This window comes from Trujillonella endophytica (genome assembly GCF_900110555.1).
Taxonomy (GTDB): domain Bacteria; phylum Actinomycetota; class Actinomycetes; order Mycobacteriales; family Geodermatophilaceae; genus Trujillonella; species Trujillonella endophytica.
This window is the reverse complement of sequence record NZ_FOEE01000002.1, coordinates 14,659-32,253: the sequence shown is the minus strand read 5'-3', so window position 1 is coordinate 32,253 and position 17,595 is coordinate 14,659. Positions and strand designations below refer to the sequence as shown.

Genomic DNA, 17,595 nt, shown 5'->3' with positions numbered 1-17,595 from the left:
GAGCTGACACATGGCGCAGGACGTCCTCAACGCCCTCACACTGGGCTCGCTCTACCTGTTGTTCGCGCTGGGCATGAGCCTGGCCTGGGGCACGATCGGCATCCTGAACTTCGCCCACGGGTCGATCTTCATGTTCGCCGCGTTCACCGCCCACCTCGTGTCCGAGGAGGTGGCGCTGCCGATGCCGGCGATGATCGGCCTCGGCGTGCTGATCGGGGCCGCGATGTCGGTCCTGATCCAGGTGCTGGCGTTCGAGCCGATCCAGCGGCGGGCCAGGGACCACCGCAAGGCCGAGCTGCAGATCATCGTCGGCGGTATCGGCATCGCGATCATCCCGCTGGCGATCGCCCAGCGGATCACCAAGAGCGTGCCGTTCGGCTACTCCGGCGGCACCTTCCGGGTGACCACCTACGACCTCGGCTTCGTCCGGGTGTCGAACATCCAGCTGGTGATCCTCGTGGCCGCACTCGGCCTGGCGGGGCTCATCGGCTGGTGGCTGCGGGCCGCCCGGCCGGGCCTGGCGCTGCGGGCGATCGGCGTCGACTCCGAGGTCGCCACGATGATGGGCGTCGACCGCCGCCGCCTGGCGCTGCTGACCATGGCGGTCGCCGGCGCCCTCGCGGGCCTGGCCGGCGTGCTGCTCACCTACTACCTGGGGTCGATCGCCCCCGAGTCCGGCGACGCGTTCCTGCTGAAGGCGTTCGCCGCGATCATCCTCGGCGGGGTCGGCAGCATCGCCGGCGTCGTGGTCGGCGCCATGGTCCTGGCCGGCGTCGAGACCGTCGTCCTGGTCAACACCGACGGCTCGTGGACCCCCGCGATCGCCTTCGCGCTCATCTTCCTCATGCTGCTCGTCCGGCCGAACGGGCTCTTCGGCCGTCAGGAGGTCCGCCGCACGTGAACACCTGGTGGCTGTCCAACCAGATCCTCATCCAGTCCACGTTCATCAGCCTGCTGCTGGCGTTGTCGATCCAGGTGCCGCTGCGGGCCGGGGTCTTCTCCTTCGCCGGCATCGGCAGCTACGCGATCGGCGCCTACACCGCGGCGATCCTCACCATCCGTGCCCAGGTCGCGCCGGTCGTGGCCATCGGCGCGGGCGTGCTGCTCGCCGCGGTCGTCGGCTACCTGCTGGCGCTGCTGGTCGCCCGGCTCTCCGGGCTCTACCTCGGCATGGCCACGATCTCCTTCACGCTGTTCCTCGGCGTGCTGGCCACGAACGGCGGCGACCTCACCGGCGGCGCGACCGGCCTGTTCGGCGCCCTCAGCACGCTGACCACCGAGCACGTCATCGCGATCACGGTCGTCGTGCTGGTGCTGCTGGCCGCCTCCGAACGCGGGTCGTTCGGGCGCAGGGTCGACGCCGTGCGGGAGGACCCCCAGCTCGCGGTGTCCCTGGGTGTCGACGTCGTCCGGGTGCGGCGGCGGGTGTTCGTCGTCAGCGGCGCGCTGGGCGCGTGCGCCGGCGGCATGAACACGCTGCTGCGGACGACGGTCTCGCCGGAGACGGTCGGCTTCCACCTGGTCGTGACCGCGCTGACGATCATCATCGTCGGCGGGGCGATGTCCTGGGCCGGCGCCGCCATCGGGGCGGTCATCTTCACCTGGCTGCCGTCGATCCTGCAGTTCGTCGGGGAGTGGCAGCTGCTGGTCTACGGGATCGTCGTCGCGATCGCGGCGGTCTACGTGCCGGGCGGCCTGCTCGGGCTGCTGCAGGAGGGCTGGCGCCGGATGCGGCGGCGCGGCCGGCGGCTGCCGGCCGAGGGGGCCGTGGCGCAGACCCAGGCCGCCGCGGCGGTGGACCCCGAGAAGGAACTCGCCGCCCTCGCGGCCCCGACGACGGAGGTCCGACCGTGACCACGACCGAGCACCCCGGCGCGACGGCGGCGCCGCCCGTCGGGACGACGGTGCTGCAGACCGTCGACGTGGCGGTGCACTACGGCGGCATCAAGGCCGTGGACGGCATCGACCTGACCCTGGAGTCCGGTCGGATCCTCGGCATCCTCGGGCCCAACGGGTCGGGCAAGAGCACGCTGCTCGGGGCGATCACCCGGCTGGTCCCGCTGACGCGGGGGCGGGTGCTGCTCGACGGCGGCGACTACTCGCGCACACCGGCGTCCCGGCTGGCCCACCGCGGCATCGCCCGCACGTTCCAGACCGTGCGGCTGCTGCCCGACCTCACCGTCCTGGAGAACGTCCAGCTGGGCGCCGACCTGCGCCTGGACCGGGCCTCGCGGTGGCGGGAGCTGGTCCGGCGCGCGGTGTCGGCGCCGGTCGCCGAGGCCATCGAGCGCACCGGCGTCGGCGACGTCCTGGACCTGCGGCCGGGGGAGCTGTCCTACGGGACGGCCCGCCGGGTGGAGATCGCCCGGGCGCTGGCCGGCCGGCCGCGGGTCCTCATGCTCGACGAGCCCACCGCCGGCATGAACCAGCCCGAGCGGATCGAGGTCGCCGCGCTGCTGCGGCGGCTGCGCGACGAGGGGCTGACCCAGCTCCTCGTCGAGCACGACGTGCAGATGATGGTCGACACCTGTGACCGGTTGCTGGCGATGAACCAGGGGCGGCACGTCGCCGAGGGGGCCCCGGGCGACGTGGTGCGCGATCCCACCGTGCAGGAGGCCTACCTGGGGAAGAGGTGGAACCGTGCTGCAGATCAGTGACCTGCACGTGCGCTACGCGACCGCCGAGGCGGTCCGGGGCGTGTCGATGTCGGCGACGCCCGGGCGGGTGACCCTGGTGCTCGGCGCCAACGGCGCCGGCAAGTCGAGCACCCTGCGCGCCGCGGCAGGGCTGGTGCGGTCGCACGCCGGGCGGGTGGAGCTCGACGGCCAGGACGTGACCAACCGCAAACCGCACGAGATCGTGCGGCGCGGGATGGTGCTCGTCCCGGAGGGGCGGCGGGTGTTCGCCCCGCTCACCGTCGAGGAGAACCTCGTCCTCGGCGGGTACTCGGCCAAGCGGCAGGCGGCCGACGCGGTGCTGAAGGAGGTCTTCGGGATGTTCCCGATCCTCGAGCAGCGCCGGGCGGGCCAGGCCGGCCTCCTGTCCGGGGGCGAGCAGCAGATGCTGGCCTTCGGGCGGGCGCTGATGTCCTCACCGCGGGCGATGATGCTCGACGAGCCCTCGATGGGCCTGGCGCCCACCATGGTCGAGTCGGTGCTCGGCGCGGTCCGCCGGATGGCCGAGTCGGGGATCGCGGTGCTGCTCGTGGAGCAGAACCCGGACCTCGGGCTGGAGATCGCCGACGACGTGGTCGCCATGGCCCGGGGCGAGGTCGTGTTCACCGGGCCGGCCGAGCAGGCCCGGTCCAACGCCTCGGTCCTGCGCGCGTTCCTGGGCGAGGCCGCGCTCGTCGAGTGACCTGACCGGGCAGAAGCGCGGAGTTGCGCGGGTGCAGAAGTGCGGAGTTGCGCGGGTGCAGAAGCGCGGAGTTGCGCGGAGGGGGGCGGTCGACCGGGAGTCGGCCGCCCCGCCTGCGTCCGGGGCGATCCCGGGCCGGGGCCTCTGGAAAACCAACCCTAATCATGATTAGCTATTGCGGTACGGACGACGACGTCGGCAGGGGAGTCATGCGGACCTATACGGACCTGGTGCCCGCCTTCGCGGACCAGGGGGACTGGACGCTCGCGACGGTGCTGCGCCATCACGCGCAGCGGCGACCGGAGGCCACCTTCCTGGATCTGCCCGAGGAGGACCTGACCTTCACCTACGCCGAGTCGCTGGCCCAGGCGGAGTCGGTCGCCGACCGGCTGGCCGAGGCGGGCGCGCAGGGCGGTGACCGGGTGCTGGTCATGGCGGCCAACTCCTCGCAGTTCCTGCGCACCTGGCTGGGCACCGGCATCGGCGGCACCATCGAGGTGCCGATCAACACCGCCTACGAGGGCGTCTTCCTCGAGCACCAGATGACCGTCGCCGCCCCGCGCTGGGCGGTCATCGACGACGTGCAGGCGGCGAAGTTCCTCGCGGTGGCCGAGCCGGCGAAGGTGATCGAGAAGTTCTGGGTGATCGACAGCGGCAGCCGGGACGAGGCGATCGCGACCCTGACCGGCGCCGGCTGGCAGGCCGCGCCGTGGGAGGAGCTCGCCCGCGGCGCGCGCCCCGGCGCCGAGTTCCCCACCCCGCCGCCGCACGCGCAGGCGTCGATCTTCTTCACGTCCGGCACGACCGGCCCCTCCAAGGGCGTGGCCATGCCGCACGCGCAGATGTACTTCTTCGGCCAGGAGGTCGTCAGCCTCCAGCGGCTGACCGCCGACGACGTGTACCTCACCTGCACGCCCCTGTTCCACGGCAACGCGCAGTTCATGGCGGCGTACCCGGCGCTCATCGCCGGCGCCCGGCTGGTCTGCCGGCCGAAGTTCAGCGCCAGCCGCTGGGTGGAGCACCTGCGGGTCTCCGGGGTCACGGCGACCAACCTCATCGGCGTGATGATGGACTTCATCTGGAAGCAGCCGGCCAAGGCCGACGACGCCGACAACGGGCTCCGCACCGTCTTCGCCGCCCCCACCGCCAGCTCCATCGTCGAGGAGTTCAAGCAGCGGTACGGCATCGAGGCCTTCACCGAGGTCTTCGGGCTCACCGAGACCAGCGCGCCGATCCTGTCGCCCTACGGCGAGGACCGCCCCGCCGGCGCCGCCGGCCTCCAGGCCACCGACTGGTTCGACGTCCGGCTGGTCGATCCCGAGACCGACCGCGAGGTCCCGGTCGGCGAGGTCGGCGAGCTCGTCGTCCGCCCGAAGCACCCGTGGACCTGCTCGATGGGCTACTTCGGCATGCCGGACAAGACCGCCGAGGCGTGGCGCAACCTGTGGTTCCACACCGGCGACGCGCTGAAGAAGGACGCCGACGGCTGGTTCTACTTCGTCGACCGGTACAAGGACGCGCTCCGCCGCCGCGGGGAGAACATCAGCTCCTACGAGGTCGAGCAGGGGATCCTCTCGCACCCCGCCGTCCTCGAGGTCGCCGTCATCGGCGTCCCCGCCGACTCCGAGGCCGGGGAGGACGAGGTCATGGCCTACGTCGTCGCCAGTGCCCCGGTCGAGGCCGCCGACCTGTGGCAGTGGTGCGAGGGGCGGGTGCCCAACTTCGCGATCCCGCGGTTCATCCGCCTCGTCGACGCGATCCCGAAGACGCCCTCGGAGAAGGTGCAGAAGGTGCAGCTGCGCGAGCAGGGCATCACCCCCGACACCGCCGACCGGCTGGCCACCGCGGCCGCCACCCGCTGAGGACGCCACCATGGACTACACCGAGGACGCCGTCCACCGGGACATTCGCGAGGCCGTGCGGGCCATGTGCCGGGACTTCCCCGACGAGTACTGGATGGAGCACGACACCTCGCACGAGTTCCCCTGGGAGTTCTACGCGGCGGTGCAGAAGGCCGGCTGGCTCGGCCTGACCATCCCCGAGGAGTACGGCGGCGGCGGTCTCGGCGTCACCGAGGCGGCCATCGTCGAGCAGGAGATCGCCGCCTCCGGCGCCGGCATGGGCGGCTGCAGCGCCGTCCACATCGGGATCTTCGGCTACCACCCGATCATCGAGCACGGCTCGGAGGAGCTGAAGCGGCGTTTCCTGCCGCAGGCGGCCAGCGGTGAGCTGCACGTGTCCTTCGCCGTCACCGAGCCCGACGCCGGCACCGACACCACCAACATCTCCACCTTCGCCCGCAAGGTCGACGGCGGGTACCTCGTCACCGGCAAGAAGGTGTGGATCACCAAGGCGCAGGAGTCGCAGCGGATGCTCCTGCTGTGCCGCACCGAGCCGCGCGAGGCCGGCGCGAGGCGGACGGCGGGCATGACGCTGCTGTTCGCCCCGATCGACCGCGAGAAGGTGCAGATCCGGCCGATCCCCAAGATGGGCCGCAACGCCGTCGACACCAACGAGCTGTTCATCGACGAGCTCTTCGTCCCCGACTCCGACGTCGTGGGCGAACCGGGCAACGGCTTCCGCACGATCCTCGGCGGGCTGAACGCCGAGCGGGTCATCAGCGCCAACGCGGCGCTGGGCATCGGGAAGGCGGCCCTGCGCCGCGGCACCGAGTACGCCAAGCAGCGCGAGGTCTTCGGCCGCCCGATCGGGATGAACCAGGGCATCAGCTTCCAGCTGGCCGAGGCACAGATCCGGCTCGATGCCGCCGAGCAGGTCGTGCAGAAGGCCGCCTGGCTGGTCGACCGCGGGCTGCCCTGCGGCCGGGAGGCCAACGCCGCCAAGTTCCTCTGCGCCGAGGCCGGCTTCTACGCCGCCGACGTCGCGCTGCAGGTGCACGGCGGGTTCGGCTACGGCAAGGAGTTCCACGTCGAGCGGTACTTCCGCGAGGCGCGGCTGATGCGGATCGCCCCGATCAGCCAGGAGATGGTCCTCAACTACACCGCCGAGCACGTCCTCGGCCTGCCGCGCAGCTACTGACGGGGGAAAGCACCGATGGTCCCGTACCGCTCGATCCTGTTCGTCCCCGGCCACAAGCCCGCGTGGATCGACAAGGCGCTGGCCGCCGGCGCCGACTGCATCGTCCTCGACCTCGAGGACTCCGTCCCCGCCGACCTCAAGGCCGGCGCCCGGGCGACGGTCGCCGGGTCCATCGCCGCCGTGCGCGCGAAGGACACCCGGGTCGGCCTGTTCGTCCGGGTCAACCCCCTGGACACCCGCCTGACCGGGGGCGACCTGGAGGCCGTCGTCGTGCCGGGCCTGACCGGCGTCTTCGCCCCGAAGATCAGCGTGGCCACCGACGTGCTGCGCTACGACGCCCTGCTCGACCACTTCGAGGAGCGCAACGGCGTCTCCGGCCTGGAGTACATCGTGCCGGTCGAGATGATCGGGGCGATCCAGAACGCCCGGGAGATCGCCCAGGCCTCGCCGCGGGTCGGCGCCATGATCGGGCCCACCGCCGAGCACGCCGACATCGCCCGCGCCGTCGGCTACCGGTGGACGCCGGAGGGCGAGGAGACGCTGTACCTGCGCAGCCGGATCCTGCTGGCCTGCCGGGAGGCGGGGATCCATCCGCTGACCGGCCTGTGGGAGCGGCTGGACGACCTCGCCGGCCTGAAGGCCTTCGCCGAGAAGGGCCGCCAGCTCGGCTTCCGCGGGATGATCGCCATCCACCCCTCGCACGTCGCCACCGTCAACGGGGCGTTCTCCCCGACGGCCGACGAGATCGAGTTCCACGAGGGCCTGGTCGCGGCCTACGAGCAGGCCGCAGCGGCCGGCCACGGCGCCGTCCGCTACCGGGGCGTGCACATCGACAAGGCGCACGCCGACACCGCGGCCGAATGGCTGGAGCACGCGCGGGCGACGCCGGGTGCCGCGGACGACTCCGCGGCGTGCGACCGGCCGTCCCCGGCCGACCGGCTCGGCATCGACGCACCGGAAGGGGGGCACTGACCATGCGCGGCCTGTACTTCGAGGAGTTCGAGGTGGGGCGGGTCTACCGGCACCCGTTCACCCGCACCGTCACCGAGTCCGACAACGTGCTGTTCACGTCGCTGACGATGAACACCCAGCCGCTGCACCTGGACCACGAGTTCGCCAAGGGCACCATCCACGGGCGGCCGCTGTTCAACAGCCTGTTCACCCTGGCGCTCGTCGGCGGCTTCCACGTGCTGGAACTGACGTTCGGCACGACACTGGGCAACCTGGGCTATGACTCGGTGAAGTTCCCGCACCCGGTCTTCCACGGGGACACCCTCCGCGGGGAGACCACGATCCTGGACAAGCGGGAGAGCAGGAGCCGCACCGACAGCGGCATCGTCTGGTTCGAGCACCGGGGCTACAACCAGCACGACGAGCTGATCATGGTCTGCACCCGCGTCGGCCTGATGGCCAAGTCACCCGAGCACGGCGGCAGCAACCCCGTCGTCCCGGGCAACCAGACCGGCGAGCCGGCGGCCCCGGCCGCCCCCGCGCCCGCCGCGAACGAGGAGCAGTGAGCATGAGCGACACCGACCTGCGGAACTGGGTCCCCACCACGCGGGACCTGCTGATCGACGGCCGGCTCGTGCCGGGCGAGGGCCCCACCATCGAGGGCCTCAACCCGGCCACGGGGCAGGTGCACGCCACCGTCGCCACGGCGAGCATCGAGCAGGTCGACCAGGCCGTCGCCGCCGCCCGGAAGGCCTTCCCGGCCTGGGCCGCCGCCTCCCCGCAGGAGCGCAGCGCCGCCATCCACCGGCTGGCCGACACCTTCGAGAAGCACACCGAGCGGCTGACCGCCTCGATCGTCAACGAGGTCGGCACGCCGGCCGCGTTCGCCGAGGTCATGCAGGTCAAGCTCGGCATCGCCCACCTGCGCTGGCAGGCCGAGGCGGCGCTGGTCGACCGCACCGTGCAGCTGGGGGAGTGGCACGACCCCGTGCTGAGCTACTCCGAGGTGGCCTACCGGCCGGCCGGGGTCGTGGCCTGCATCACCGGCTACAACTATCCGATCAACCTCGCCGTCTTCAAGTTCGGCGCCGCCCTGGCCGCCGGCTGCACGTCGGTGCTGCTGCCCTCGCCGCGCACCCCGCTGACCACGCTGTGGATGGGCGAGCTGTTCGAGGAGGCCGGCATCCCGGCCGGCGTCCTCAACGTCGTCATCGGCGACGGCCCCTCGGTCGGCCAGCACCTCACCACGCACCCGTGGGTCGACCGGGTGTCGTTCACCGGCTCCGACGCCGTCGGCGCGGCGATCATGGAGCAGGCCGCCCGCGGCCTGAAGGGCGTCACGCTGGAGCTCGGCGGGAAGTCGCCCAACATCCTGCTGCCCGGCATCGACGCCGCCGCGCTGGCCAAGGACATCCACCTGCGGTGGGCCCGCAACGGCGGACAGGGCTGCGCGGCCCTCGCCCGGATGCTGGTGCACGAGAGCCTGGTCGACGACTTCCTCGGCGCATCGAAGGAGGCGTTCACCGCGCTCAAGGTCGGCGACCCGTGGGACCGCAGCGTCAACATCGGCCCGATGATCCGCGAGGACCACCGCGCGCGGGTCCAGGGCTTCATCGACAACGGCCTGGCCGACGGCGGCCACATCGCGCTGTCGCTGGACAGCCCGGTGCCCGACCAGGGCTACTTCATCAACCCCGTCGTCTTCACCGGCCTCTCCCACGACAACCGGCTGGTGCAGAACGAGGTGTTCGGCCCCGTCGGCGTCGTCGTCCCCTTCTCGACCGAGGAGGAGGCCGTCCGGCTGGCCAACGACACCGCCTACGGTCTGGCGGCCAACATCTACACGCCCGACGTCGAGCACGGCCGCGCCCTGGCCGCCCAGCTGCGGTCGGGCACCGTCTGGGTCAACGGCGGCGGCAACATGCGCCCCGACGCGCCCTTCGGCGGCTTCGGCCTCTCCGGCGTGGGCCGCGAGATCGGCGAGTGGGGCATCCGCGAGTACCTCGAGCCCCAGCACGTGCAGTGGCGGCCGTGACCTCGCCCGCCCCGACCACCGACCATCCGAACGACCCGACCACCCGAGGGGGAGCCATGACCGGCAGCACACAGGGGGCCCCGCCGCTGGCGGGGGTCACGGTCCTGGAACTGGGCACGATGTACGCCGCGCCGACCGCCGGGCGCATGCTGCGCGATTTCGGCGCGCGCGTGGTCAAGGTGGAGGACCCGAACTCCGGCGACTTCGCCCGCCAGTGGACGCCGCAGCACGAGGGGCTGTCCATCGGCTTCGCGCGGCTGAACTCCGGCAAGGAGTCCATCGGCATCGACCTGCGCCGCACAGAGGGCCGCGACCTGGTCCGCCGGCTCGCCGCGAAGGTCGACGTCGTCGTCGAGTCCTTCCGGCCGGGCCGGCTGGAGGACTGGGGCCTGGGCTACGAGGTCCTGTCGGCGGACAACCCCGGCCTGGTGCTGACCCGCGTCTCCGGCTTCGGCCAGACCGGGCCCTACCGGGAGCGCCCCGGCTTCGGCACCGTCGCCGAGACCGCCAGCGGCTACGCCTTCATCAACGGCTGGCCCGAGACCCCGCCGACCTCGCCGCCGTTCGGCTTCGCCGACTCGATCGCCGGGCTGTCGGCCGCCTTCGGGACGACGACCGCGCTGTTCAACCGCACCCGCACCGGCCGCGGCGACGTCGTGGACGTGGCGCTGTACGAGCCGCTGATGTTCATCCTCGGCGACCTGATCGTGAACTACACCGCGAGCGGGTTCATCCAGCAGCGGGTGGGCAACGGGTCGGGCTCGGCCTCCCCGCGCGGCATCTACCAGGCCGGCGACGGGCAGTGGCTGTCGATCGCGGCGTCGAACCAGACGATCGCGCTGCGGCTGTTCGACGCCATGGGCCGCGCCGACCTCAAGGCCGACGAGCGCTACGCGACCAACGTGGCCCGCATGGCCAACAACGACGCGCTGCAGGAGATCGTCGCGGCGTGGGTCGCCGAGCGGCCCCGCGCCGAGGTGCTCGCCGACCTCGACGAGCACGAGGTCGTGGCGGCCGCCGTCAACGACGCGAAGGACATCGTCGAGGACCCGCACTTCCGCGAGCGCACGCTGGTCGACCTGGCCGGCACCGTGCTCGGCAAGGCGCTGGTGCCGGGCCCGGTGCTGCACATGGGCAGCTACGCCGGCCCCGTCTACGACGGCGTCCCCTCGATCGGGGAGCACACCGAGTCGGCGCTGACCGACCTGCTCGCCCTCCCGCGCGCGGAGCTCGAGGCCCTGGCCGGGGCGGCGGTCGTCGGCCCGACGCCGGTCCCGGCGGCGTGACCGGCGCCGGGGACGCCCCGTCGAACCGGCCGGGTCCTGCCGTCGACCTCTCGGGCAAGGTCGCCGTCGTCACCGGCGGCAGCCGGGGCCTGGGCCGGGAGATGGTGTTCGGCCTCGCGGCCGCCGGCGCGGACGTCGTCGTCGCCAGCCGCGACCTCGCCAGCTGCGAGAAGACCGCCGCCGAGGTGCGCGAGCAGACCGGGCGCCGCGCGCTGCCGCTGGCGGCGCACGTCGGCCGGTGGGACGCGCTCGACGAGTTCGTCGACACCGTCTACGGCGAGCTCGGCCGGGTCGACGTCCTGGTGAACAACGCCGGGATGTCGCCGGTCTACGACAGCGTCGCCGACGTCAGCGAGACGCTGTTCGACAAGGTGCTCGGGGTCAACCTCAAGGGCCCGTTCCGGCTCGCGGCGCTGGTCGGCACCCGGATGGCCGCCGGTGAAGGCGGCTCGATCATCAACATCAGCAGCACCGGCGCCGTCCGCCCGCGGGCCGACATCGTGCCCTACGCCGCGGCCAAGGCCGGCCTGAACGCCGTCACCGTCGGGCTGGCCCACGCCTTCGGGCCGTCGGTCCGGGTGAACGGCATCATGTGCGGCACCTTCTTCACCGACGTGAGCGCGGCGTGGGACATGGAGGCGTTCGCGAAGCGGTCGGCGACGTTCGCCATGAAGCGCGGCGGCGAGCCGCACGAGATCGTCGGGGCGGCGCTGTACCTGGCGAGCGACTGGTCCTCCTTCACCACCGGCGCGGTGCTCACCGTCGACGGTGGCCAGCCCTGATCGGAGCCCCTTCAGTGTGGATCGGACGAGCACAGTGATCATCGACGTGCACTGCCACGCCTGGCCCGACGCGCTCGCCGAGCGCGCGCTCGGCCCCCGCGTGCCCCAGCTCCCGCGGGTGGGGGACGGCAAGATCTCCACCCTGCCCGGCGTGCTGGCCGCCTCCGGCGTCGACCGCGGCGTGCTGCTCGGCATCGCCGACACCGCCAAGTACGTCGACGGGACCAACCGCTTCGTCGGCCGCAGCCGCGGCGGGTCCCTGTTCGGCTTCGGCACCATCCATCCCGACCTCCCGGTCGAGGAGAACCTGGCCAGCCTGCGCCGCAACGACATCCGCGGCGTCAAGCTCCACTCGCTGTTCCAGGGCTTCGCCTACTCCGACCCGCGGGTCTGGGACATCCTCGAGGGCTTGGCCGCCGACGGGATCGCGGTCATCGCCCACGTCGGCGCGGGCGGTGACCGGGAGAGCAACGAGCGCGCGACCCCCGGGATGATCCGCGACATCGTCCGGCAGTTCCCGGACCTGAAGATGATCGCCTGCCACTTCGGCGGCTACCACAAGCTGGACGAGGCCGAGGCAGACCTGCTCGGGGAGAACGTCCACCTCGAGACCTCCTGGCCGCCCACGCTGGCGACGCTGGCACCCGAGCGGGTCCGCGAGATCATCTCCAAGCACGGCGCCGACCGGATCGTGTTCGGCTCGGACTGGCCCATGGCCGACCCGGCGAAGGAGATCGCGGCGGTCAAGGCGCTCGGGCTGTCCGACGAGGCGACCGAGGGCATCCTCGGCGGCAACTTCGCCCGCCTCATGGGCATCGACCCCGACGTGCCGGCCCCCGGCCCGGTGGAGCAGGCGCCGTGAGCGACGCCCCCGGATCGGACGTCCTGGTCGACCAGCGCGGCGACGCCACCTGGATCACGCTGAACCGGCCCGACCGGCGCAACGCCTACGACCCGGTCATGGCCGAGGCCGTCGTCGAGGCGCTGGAGGGCAGCACCCGCAGCCGGGCCGTCGTGATCACCGGGGTGCCCGGGAGCTTCTGCGCCGGCGGGGCACTGACCGGCCTCGCGGAACCGGACGTGACCGCGATGCGCGGGCTGTACCGCGGGTCGCTGCGCATGTTCGACGCCATCCGCACCCACCCCCGCCCGGTGATCGCCGCGGTCAACGGGCCGGCCGCCGGCGGCGGCAACGAGCTCGTCATCGCCTGCGACCTGGCCGTCGCCGCCGAGTCGGCCACCTTCGGGCAGACCGGCCCGCGGGTCGGCAGCGCCCCGGTCACCGGGGCCACCAACGTGCTCGGCGTGCAGATCGGCGAGAAGCGGGCCAAGGAGATGGCCTTCCTGTGCCGGCGCTACTCCGCCGCGCAGGCGCTCGAGCTCGGCCTGGTCAACCGGGTCGTGCCCGACGACCAGCTGGTGGCCGCCGTCGACGAGCTCGTCGAGGAAATCTCCCGGCTCTCGCCGCGATACCTCGAGATCGCCAAGGTGAGCTCGAACGTCTGGTGGAACGCCGCCCGCGACTCCTTCACCACCGGCCTCGGCATGTTGGTGCAGGCGATCGGCAGCCCGGACATGGCCGAGGGGGCGCAGGCGTTCCTCGACAAGCGCCGCCCGCAGTTCCCGCCGCCGGACGCGTGACCCCCCGGATCCGCCGCAGCGAACCGGCGCCGGGCGTGGCGCTGCTGACCATCGACCGGCCCGAGAAGCTCAACGCGATGGACGAGCAGTTCTTCGCCGAACTCACCGCGGTGATGCGCGCGCTCGGCCAGGACGACGGGGTGCGCGCCGCCGTCCTCACGGGGGAGGGGCGCGCCTTCTCCGCCGGCGGCGACGTCGCCACCTTCCTGGAGCTCGACGGCGACGTGGCGCGGGTCCGCCCGCACCTGCGCCGGGTGGTCGACGCGTTCACGGCGGTGGAGCACTGCGCCGTGCCGGTGGTCGCGGCGGTCAACGGCCTCGCCTTCGGCGGCGGCACGGAACTCGTGCTGGCCTGCGACGTCGTCCTCGCGGCGGAGTCGGCGCGGTTCGCCCTCAAGGAGCCGACGATGGGACTCATGCCCACGTACGGCATCGTCCGCGGGCCGCAGGTGCTGGGCCGCAACGCGACCCGGCTGCTGGCGTTCACCGGGCGGGAGATCGACGCCGCCCGCGCCGAGCGCCTGGGGCTGGTGCAGGAGGTGCACCCCGACGGGGAGCTGCTCGCCGCCGCGGTCGCCCTCGCCGCCGAGATGGCCGCGCACTCCCCGCTGGCGGTCCAGGTGGCGAAGGCCTTCCTGAACCGGGACTCCCGGGCCGGCGTCGCCGAGTCCACGGAGGCGACGGCGCTGCTGTTCGCGTCCGAGGAGCACCGGGCGGCGGCGCGGGCGTTCGGCGCCCGCCGGGCGCTCTGACCTCGCCCGGCCGGGCGGACCGGGGGCGCGCGGCGGCACGGCCGCGGCGCGACGCCGCCGCCGGGCGGTCAGCGGTAGGTGTCCCAGGTGGGGGCCGTCTCCGGGTAGTCCCCGGCCTCCGGCTCCGTGCGCGGCCAGCGGATCCGGTCGACGCCGCCGAAGCTGTCGGCCATCCGGTCGGCGGGCACCGCGTACATGAAGGTGATCGAGCGCCGCGCGAACAGCCAGCGGTGGTCCACGCAGCGGTAGGAGTCCTCGTACCGGTAGGACGCGAGGACCAGCGTGCTGCGGGTCGCCAGCTCCGCGTGCCCGTGCGACCAGCCGGAGGCCGTGCCGTCGCCGTGCAGCTGGACGATCCCGGGATGGGCGGTGTGCAGCATCGTCCGGTAGGTGTCGAAGCTGGCCACGTACGCCGCCCGGATCTCCGCGGGACCGGTCGCCGCCACGCCCCGGCGCTCGAAGACGCCGTCCCGGGTGTACATCGCCACCAGCGCGTCGATCGCGTGGTCGTCGACGGCCCGCGCGTAGAGGGCGCCGAGGTCGCGGATGGCCTGCAGGTCGGCCTGCTCGCGCACCGCCCGCGCCAGCGCCGCCCAGTTCTGCTCGGCCGGCGCCGGCACGACGGTGGTGAGTGCGGCGGTGACCGCCGGCAGGTCGAGGGTCACCCTGCCGCCCCCTCCGCGGCGGGCAGCGTGCGCAGCACCGCCATGAGCACCTCGGGAATCGTCGCCTTGCCGCCCTCGAGGGTGCGGCAGACGAACGTCATCGTCCCGTGGGTGACCACCTCGCCGGCGCGGACGAAGTCGAAGCCGACCGTGTAGGACGACGACCCGACCCGGTCGAGCACGAGGCGGACGTCGAGCTCGTCGAACACCCGGACCATCGCCTTGTAGGTGCACTCCGAGTGCACGCCCACGGTCGTGAAGCCGTGCTGCTCGGCCAGCTCGCCCGACCGCAGACCGTGGGAGTACAGCCAGGTGCTGTAGGCGCGCTCCATCCACGGGTAGTAGATGGCGAAGTAGGCGATGCCGACGGTGTCGCAGTCGCCGTAGGACAGCTGGAAGGACAGCTGCGAGTCGCTCATGCCAGCACCACCGTCGCCGTCCCGGAGACGACCGGGTCCCCGCCCACGACCTCGAGCACGACGTCGCAGTCGGCCAGCCGGACGCCGTCGGACTCGCGCAGCGCGGTGACCGTGCCCCGCACCCGCAGGTGGTGGCCGGCCAGCACGTTGCCGAGGAACCGCACCCGCAGCCGCGTCAGCCGGTCGGCGCCGCCGGCCCAGTCGGTGACCGCGTTCATCACGTAGCCCATGTTCAGCGGCCCCTGGTTGATCGGCCGATCGCCCATGCCGAGCGCCTGCAGCGTCTCCACGTCCCAGTGGATCGGGGTGGGGTCGCTCAGCAGCGCGGCCATCGTCTTCATCTTCTCGGCGCTGACCGAGGGCACCTCGTACCCGGGCAGCTCGGTGCCGACCTCGACGGCGGCTGTCATGCGTCCCTCCGGGGGAAGACGATCGAGTTCCAGCAGGTGGCGACGTGGACGCCGGGGGCCGGTCCGTCGGTGGGCACCTCGTGCAGGTCCATCGAGTACCCGACGACGTCGAAGGTTCCGGTGCGCCGGCCCACCTTGCGCTGGGCGGAGACGATGCCGCCGCTCACCCGGTAGGAGGCGCCCACCCGCAGCGGCCGGTGCAGCGTGGTCTCGTGCTCGCCGAACACGGGCCCGTCGGCGGCGGTGGCGCCGAACCAGGAGAAGAGCTCGTCCCAGGTGATGCCCATGGCGCCGGTCGCCGCCATCCACGCGAACAGCGGATGGGCGACCGGTGCCTCCCCGCCGTCGCCGATCAGCGACGGCGGGGGAGCGAGCACGGTGTCGGCCAGGAGCCAGGCCCGCCAGGGCGTGACGGTGTACGTCCCACCCGGGAAGGCCCGGCCCACCTGCCCGTCGAGGTCGGCCTCGGCGAAGCCCACTCAGACGCCCCGGTCGCGCTCGGCCCAGTACGGGTCGCGCAGGTTGCGCTTGAGGATCTTGCCCGTGGGCGCCTTGGGCAGCTCACCGACGAAGTCCACCGAGCGCGGCTTCTGGTAGCTGGCCAGGTGCTTCTTGGCCTCCTCGATGATCTCCTGCTCCGTGGCCTCGGTGCCCGGCTTGAGGACGACGACGGCCTTGACCGTCTCGCCCCACTCGTCGTCGGGAACGCCGAAGACGGCGCACTCGAGGACGGAGGGGTGCTGGTTGATGGCCTCCTCGACCTGCACCGAGTAGATGTTCTCGCCCCCGGAGATGATCATGTCCTTGGCGCGGTCGACGATGAAGATGTACCGGTCGGCGTCCCAGGTCGCCATGTCCCCGGTCCACATCCAGCCGTCGTGGATGGTCTGCGCGGTCAGCTCCGGCTGGTTGAGGTAGCCGATCATGTTCTGCTCGCCGCGGACGACGATCTGCCCGGCCGTCTTCCCGTCCTGCGGAACGTCGCGGCCGTGGTCGTCGACGACGCGGATCTGCGCGGTGAAGCCCTCGCGGCCGCAGGAGCGCAGGCGCTCCGGGTGGATGCCGTTGACCGCGTTGATGTGGTCCTCCTGCGACAGGAAGGTCATCCCGGCGCCCTCGGTCTGCCCGTAGCCCTGGATCATCGTGCACGGGAAGTTGTCCATCGCCGCACGCACGACCGACGAGGGCATGGGGCCGCCGCCGTACTGGAAGTTGCGCAGGCTGGAGAGGTCGTAGCTCGCGAAGTTCGGCACGGCCATCATCCAGTTGATCATCGTGGTGATCCCGAGGAAGGCCGAGACCTTCTCCTCCTGGATGACCTCGAGCGCCTGCTTGGCCTCGAAGTTGACCAGGACCAGCGGGCAGCCGTGCCGGTTGTAGTTCATCGCCAGCACGATCGGGATGTGGTACATCTGCCCGGTCAGCATGTAGACGTCGCTGGGCACGATCCGCTCGGCCACCGTCTGCGCCAGCATCATCGCCCCCGCGCTGCGGTGGGTGTGCATGGCGCCCTTGCTCTTCCCGGTCGTCCCGCCGGTGTAGAGGATGAAGAACGGGTCGTCGTCACCGATCGTCGAGATCCACAGCGGCTCCTCGTCGCTCGCGGCCTCGACGAACCGGGCGAACGTGCCGTCGCTCTTCTCGCCGAACTGGAGCCAGTGGGCGACGTCGACGTCCCGCTGGAGCTGCTCGATCGCCTCGCCGAACTCGTCCTGGCTGATGATCACCTTGGGTGACGCGTCGCGGACGATGGTCGCGAGCTCCTCGCCGGCCAGGCGCCAGTTGAGGGGCTGCAGGACGAGGCCGGCCCGGCCCGCGGCGAAGTAGAGCGCCATGAACTCGGCGCAGTTGCGGGAGAGGACGCCGAACCGGTCACCCTTCTCCAGGCCGAGGCCGCGCAGGCCGTTGGCCAGGCGTCGGACGAGCCCGTCGAACTCGGCGTAGGTCAGGCGCCGGTTGTTCGGCACGTCGATGACGGCCTCGTTCCGCGGGGTCAGCGCGGCCCACTTGGCCGGGATCAGTCCCTGGTTCATGTGACCCTCTCTCGTCTCGATGTCATGGCCCGCCCGAGGACATGTGACTGGGCGAACCATATGCATGTTTCGAGCGGAATACCAGTCATCGAGAGATGCCGATCACATTCCTGTACGCACCGGTACCCGATCACGGTGCTGTCTCGGTGGAGTCGGTCTATTGACTTGCGCCCATGAACCATGACATCAATGCGCATCGTTATCCGCGTCACATCGACGCTGCAC

19 protein-coding genes are annotated in these 17,595 nt (G+C 72.1%); 14 read left to right on the top strand and 5 right to left on the bottom strand.

All coding sequences use genetic code 11. The annotated features are described in order from the left end of the window. Positions 1 to 10: 10 nt before the first annotated feature. From BMY88_RS03130 to BMY88_RS03065, 14 genes are all read left to right on the top strand, one after another. Positions 11 to 901: a branched-chain amino acid ABC transporter permease gene (locus BMY88_RS03130; RefSeq protein ID WP_091940123.1), complete on the top strand. Its 891-nt coding sequence runs from the start codon at positions 11 to 13 to the stop codon at positions 899 to 901. Continuing rightward, the gene (locus tag BMY88_RS03125) at positions 898 to 1,854 is read left to right on the top strand and encodes a branched-chain amino acid ABC transporter permease (protein WP_091940121.1); all 957 of its coding nucleotides are present in this window, start codon (positions 898 to 900) and stop codon (positions 1,852 to 1,854) included. Before BMY88_RS03130 ends, BMY88_RS03125 begins: the two co-directional genes overlap by 4 nt. Further along, entirely contained in the window at positions 1,851 to 2,657 is an 807-nt protein-coding gene (locus tag BMY88_RS03120; protein WP_091940119.1) for an ABC transporter ATP-binding protein, read from the top strand. The genes BMY88_RS03125 and BMY88_RS03120 overlap by 4 nt, the downstream gene beginning before the upstream one ends. Next, positions 2,641 to 3,357 carry an ABC transporter ATP-binding protein gene (locus BMY88_RS03115; RefSeq protein WP_091940117.1) on the top strand — a complete coding sequence of 239 codons (717 nt, stop codon included), beginning with the start codon at positions 2,641 to 2,643 and terminating at the stop codon, positions 3,355 to 3,357. The genes BMY88_RS03120 and BMY88_RS03115 overlap by 17 nt, the downstream gene beginning before the upstream one ends. 209 nt (positions 3,358 to 3,566) lie before the next feature. Beyond that, positions 3,567 to 5,219, top strand: coding sequence for an AMP-binding protein (locus BMY88_RS03110; RefSeq protein ID WP_091940115.1), 1,653 nt, complete (start codon positions 3,567 to 3,569; stop codon positions 5,217 to 5,219). Between the two features lie 10 nt (positions 5,220 to 5,229). Beyond that, the gene (locus BMY88_RS03105; protein ID WP_091940113.1) at positions 5,230 to 6,396 is read left to right on the top strand and encodes an acyl-CoA dehydrogenase family protein; all 1,167 of its coding nucleotides are present in this window, start codon (positions 5,230 to 5,232) and stop codon (positions 6,394 to 6,396) included. 15 nt (positions 6,397 to 6,411) lie between these two features. Next, positions 6,412 to 7,368 carry an HpcH/HpaI aldolase/citrate lyase family protein gene (locus BMY88_RS03100; protein ID WP_091940111.1) on the top strand — a complete coding sequence of 319 codons (957 nt, stop codon included), beginning with the start codon at positions 6,412 to 6,414 and terminating at the stop codon, positions 7,366 to 7,368. A 2-nt stretch (positions 7,369 to 7,370) separates the two neighbouring features. Continuing rightward, positions 7,371 to 7,913, top strand: coding sequence for a MaoC family dehydratase (locus tag BMY88_RS03095; RefSeq protein WP_091940109.1), 543 nt, complete (start codon positions 7,371 to 7,373; stop codon positions 7,911 to 7,913). Between the two features lie 2 nt (positions 7,914 to 7,915). Then, positions 7,916 to 9,382, top strand: a complete 1,467-nt coding sequence (locus BMY88_RS03090; protein WP_091940107.1) for an aldehyde dehydrogenase family protein — start codon at positions 7,916 to 7,918, stop codon at positions 9,380 to 9,382. Positions 9,383 to 9,438: 56 nt separating this feature from the next. Beyond that, a complete protein-coding gene (locus BMY88_RS03085) occupies positions 9,439 to 10,668 on the top strand; it encodes a CaiB/BaiF CoA transferase family protein (RefSeq protein ID WP_091940809.1) in 1,230 nt (409 codons plus the stop codon). Next, complete coding sequence (locus tag BMY88_RS03080; RefSeq protein ID WP_091940105.1) at positions 10,665 to 11,450, top strand: SDR family NAD(P)-dependent oxidoreductase; 786 nt, start codon at positions 10,665 to 10,667, stop codon at positions 11,448 to 11,450. The genes BMY88_RS03085 and BMY88_RS03080 overlap by 4 nt, the downstream gene beginning before the upstream one ends. A 16-nt stretch (positions 11,451 to 11,466) precedes the next feature. Beyond that, positions 11,467 to 12,312, top strand: a complete 846-nt coding sequence (locus tag BMY88_RS03075) for an amidohydrolase family protein (protein ID WP_211435464.1) — start codon at positions 11,467 to 11,469, stop codon at positions 12,310 to 12,312. Further along, positions 12,309 to 13,091, top strand: a complete 783-nt coding sequence (locus BMY88_RS03070; protein WP_091940101.1) for an enoyl-CoA hydratase/isomerase family protein — start codon at positions 12,309 to 12,311, stop codon at positions 13,089 to 13,091. Before BMY88_RS03075 ends, BMY88_RS03070 begins: the two co-directional genes overlap by 4 nt. Continuing rightward, a complete protein-coding gene (locus BMY88_RS03065) occupies positions 13,088 to 13,843 on the top strand; it encodes an enoyl-CoA hydratase/isomerase family protein (RefSeq protein ID WP_091940099.1) in 756 nt (251 codons plus the stop codon). The genes BMY88_RS03070 and BMY88_RS03065 overlap by 4 nt, the downstream gene beginning before the upstream one ends. 68 nt (positions 13,844 to 13,911) lie before the next feature. Here the strand turns inward: BMY88_RS03065 and BMY88_RS03060 are convergent, their stop codons facing one another. Genes BMY88_RS03060 through BMY88_RS03040 form a run of 5 tightly spaced genes read right to left on the bottom strand, consistent with a single transcriptional unit; the run spans position 13,912 to position 17,370 of the window. Then, positions 13,912 to 14,508, bottom strand: coding sequence for a nuclear transport factor 2 family protein (locus BMY88_RS03060; RefSeq protein ID WP_211435463.1), 597 nt, complete (start codon positions 14,506 to 14,508; stop codon positions 13,912 to 13,914). Beyond that, positions 14,505 to 14,927 carry an acyl-CoA thioesterase gene (locus tag BMY88_RS03055; RefSeq protein WP_091940097.1) on the bottom strand — a complete coding sequence of 141 codons (423 nt, stop codon included), beginning with the start codon at positions 14,925 to 14,927 and terminating at the stop codon, positions 14,505 to 14,507. The genes BMY88_RS03060 and BMY88_RS03055 overlap by 4 nt, the downstream gene beginning before the upstream one ends. Then, on the bottom strand, positions 14,924 to 15,337 hold the full coding sequence (locus BMY88_RS03050) for a MaoC family dehydratase (protein ID WP_091940095.1): 414 nt from the start codon (positions 15,335 to 15,337) through the stop codon (positions 14,924 to 14,926). Before BMY88_RS03050 ends, BMY88_RS03055 begins: the two co-directional genes overlap by 4 nt. Continuing rightward, a complete protein-coding gene (locus tag BMY88_RS03045; RefSeq protein WP_091940093.1) occupies positions 15,334 to 15,816 on the bottom strand; it encodes a hypothetical protein in 483 nt (160 codons plus the stop codon). The genes BMY88_RS03050 and BMY88_RS03045 overlap by 4 nt, the downstream gene beginning before the upstream one ends. Next, complete coding sequence (locus BMY88_RS03040; protein ID WP_091940091.1) at positions 15,817 to 17,370, bottom strand: AMP-binding protein; 1,554 nt, start codon at positions 17,368 to 17,370, stop codon at positions 15,817 to 15,819. It lies immediately after the preceding gene. Positions 17,371 to 17,595 lie beyond the last annotated feature (225 nt).